Source organism: Anaerolineales bacterium, from assembly GCA_022866145.1.
Taxonomy (GTDB): domain Bacteria; phylum Chloroflexota; class Anaerolineae; order Anaerolineales; family E44-bin32; genus PFL42.
The window spans coordinates 1-2,115 of sequence record JALHUE010000224.1 but is presented as its reverse complement, the minus strand read 5'-3'; the positions used below and the strand labels follow the sequence as shown (position 1 = coordinate 2,115).

Below are 2,115 nucleotides of genomic sequence, written 5' to 3'. Positions count from 1 at the left end.
TGGCCATGGCCTGCGACAGTTGCGCCGGCGTGGTAGCGCCATCATCCTCGGGGAGGGACGCCAAGACCTGCTGCAGGTGCGCCCTCAGGCGCGGATCTGGCTGGGCGGCGTTGAGGGCCGCGGGCTCGGGAGGAGCGCCCGAGACAATTGGGTAGCCCTGAAAGATCCACCCGCTCAGGCTGCCATCCTTCAGGGTGTAAACGGACTGCCAGCCGAGCGCGGCCAGGACGGGCAAGGCCATCGTGCAGCGCCAACCGCTGCCACAGTAGGTCACGATGGTGGCGTCGAAATCCGGCAACAGGTCGGTGCGGTTGGCCAGGTCCTGCAGCGGAATGCGCACGGCGCCGGCGATGTGCCCCGTGGCTTCGGCCTCCTCGGCCGTACGCACATCCAGGATGAAAGGCGCCGGATCATCTTCAAGCCAGCGCCGGAACTCCCCGAGCCCGAGGGCGCCGTAGGCCTCGATGCCTGAGAGATAGGCCTGGTAGCGTTCGTCCAGCAGGGTCTCCACGCTGACGACCTCCGGGCTCGGGCTGGGCAGTGGCGGGGTTGGCGCGGCAGCGCACCCGGAGAGAAACCAAACCATCAGGGTCAGGCCGAGCAAGAGTAGTGGGCTCGATGGTCGCATCCTGGTCCCTCCGAGGAACCGATACTACCAGACCTGCCGCCGGTTGGCGCCCGCAGGGCCACCTGGGAAGCTATTCCAGGGGCCTTGAATAATCGGGCGCATGCATAATTTCGCCAGGCCAGGCAAACCAGGCGGCCGGTGGGCGGGGCCAGCGCTGGCTCTGCCGGCGGAATCGGTGCACACCCCGGAGCTTCCATTTGGGTGCTGGCGAATCCCCATGGCGACCCGGTCCATGGAGGTTGGCGATGAGGGTCCCGGACAGGCGCGGGTTCTCGCGTCGATCATTCCTGAAGGCGACGGGAGCCTCGGCAGCCGGCGCCGGTCTCGCCGCCTGCGCCACGGGTCCGATCGGGGAAGAAACGCGCCGGGCGAGCACCGCCCAGCTTGCGGTCCAGGAATGGCGCAGGGATTGATTTCGGGCGATAGCGCAGCCGATGCTGGAGACCTTCCATGCCGAGAACCCCGGCCTCCGCCTCTCTTGCACGCCAGACCCAGAGAACCTGAATGAGCAGTGCATGGCGGACTTCGAAGCCGGGACCGCGCCGGATGTCGTCTTCGGCGGGTTCGATCTCCTGCCAATCTGGAAGCAGAGGGCGGCAAGTCGCAACTGATACCGCGCCAATCGCGGCTGATGCTGTTGGGCAAAGCCCTGGCCTTGCTTCCGATAACGATCTGGTCTCACTTGCCTGTGGTCGGGCTGAGCGGTCGGTTCGTCCCCGGCCTGTCCCCTCCGGGCCTGCTGTTCCTTGCGGGAGTTGTGGCCGCGGTCACCTTACGCTACCGGCTGCTCGAGGCCGATACCCTGGCCCATCGGACGCTGGTCTACGCCGTTCTGGCCGCGATCCTGGCCCGGGTATCTACTGCGGCCGTCGGCCTCTGGCAGCGGTTGTTGGTCGCATTCCCGGGAGAACGGAGCGACGCAGCCGTCGTGATCACCCCGCTGATCGTGGCGGCGGCATTCACCCCGATCAGGATCTGGCTTCAAGCGATCGTTGATCGCCCCCTCAAGGATCCGCCTGGTAGGGTGAAGGCCCGGAGTCAATTCGGCGACCAGGTTGGCTGTTGTGCCGAGATGACGGATGCAACCGCCCTGGGCTGGCGCGTGCTGGAAGAGGCGATCCACGATCTGGGGGCTCAAGGCGGGGCGACCCGCCTGACAGTCGATGGTAGCCTGAGCACAGTGCATCGGCTGGGGACAGAGCGCGGGGCGGGCTGGGTGGCGATGCCTCTCGTGCCAGGCAGAGAGCGGCTCGGCCTGATGCTGTCGTGTCCGCGGAAGGCCGAGCTCGCGCATGATCCGTTGGACTTTGAAACGTTGGTGGAGGTCGCCCAGGGCGTCTCGCGCCCTTCAATTCGAGCTGGCGGCCGGGCTCGGTCCGGCCGCGCATGACCGGGGCGCTGCCTAGGTCGGCGCTGTCGTCGTGAAACGGAAGGTGGGCAGGAAAGCGAAGGCGGCCTGCCAGGCCGCCCTCAAGGGCTAGAGCAGG

The 2,115-nt window shown here is 67.2% G+C and carries 3 protein-coding genes; 2 read left to right on the top strand and 1 reads right to left on the bottom strand.

The features are described 5' to 3' along the window. On the bottom strand, positions 1-628 hold a 628-nt coding region (locus MUO23_07145; GenBank protein MCJ7512732.1), incomplete at its 3' end, for a rhodanese-like domain-containing protein. Positions 629-1,062: 434 nt separating this feature from the next. Between MUO23_07145 and MUO23_07140 the strand changes: the two genes are divergently transcribed. Further along, positions 1,063-1,239: a hypothetical protein gene (locus MUO23_07140; protein MCJ7512731.1), complete on the top strand. Its 177-nt coding sequence runs from the start codon at positions 1,063-1,065 to the stop codon at positions 1,237-1,239. Positions 1,240-1,259: 20 nt separating this feature from the next. Continuing rightward, entirely contained in the window at positions 1,260-2,018 is a 759-nt protein-coding gene (locus MUO23_07135; GenBank protein ID MCJ7512730.1) for a hypothetical protein, read from the top strand. Positions 2,019-2,115 lie beyond the last annotated feature (97 nt).

What these genes read in the sequence shown, in the direction of transcription:
- MUO23_07140 (MCJ7512731.1), top strand. Translation starts at nt 1,063, where the DNA reads ATGCTGGAGACCTTCCATGCCGAGAACCCCGGCCTCCGCCTCTCTTGC.
- MUO23_07135 (MCJ7512730.1), top strand. Translation starts at nt 1,260, where the DNA reads ATGCTGTTGGGCAAAGCCCTGGCCTTGCTTCCGATAACGATCTGGTCT.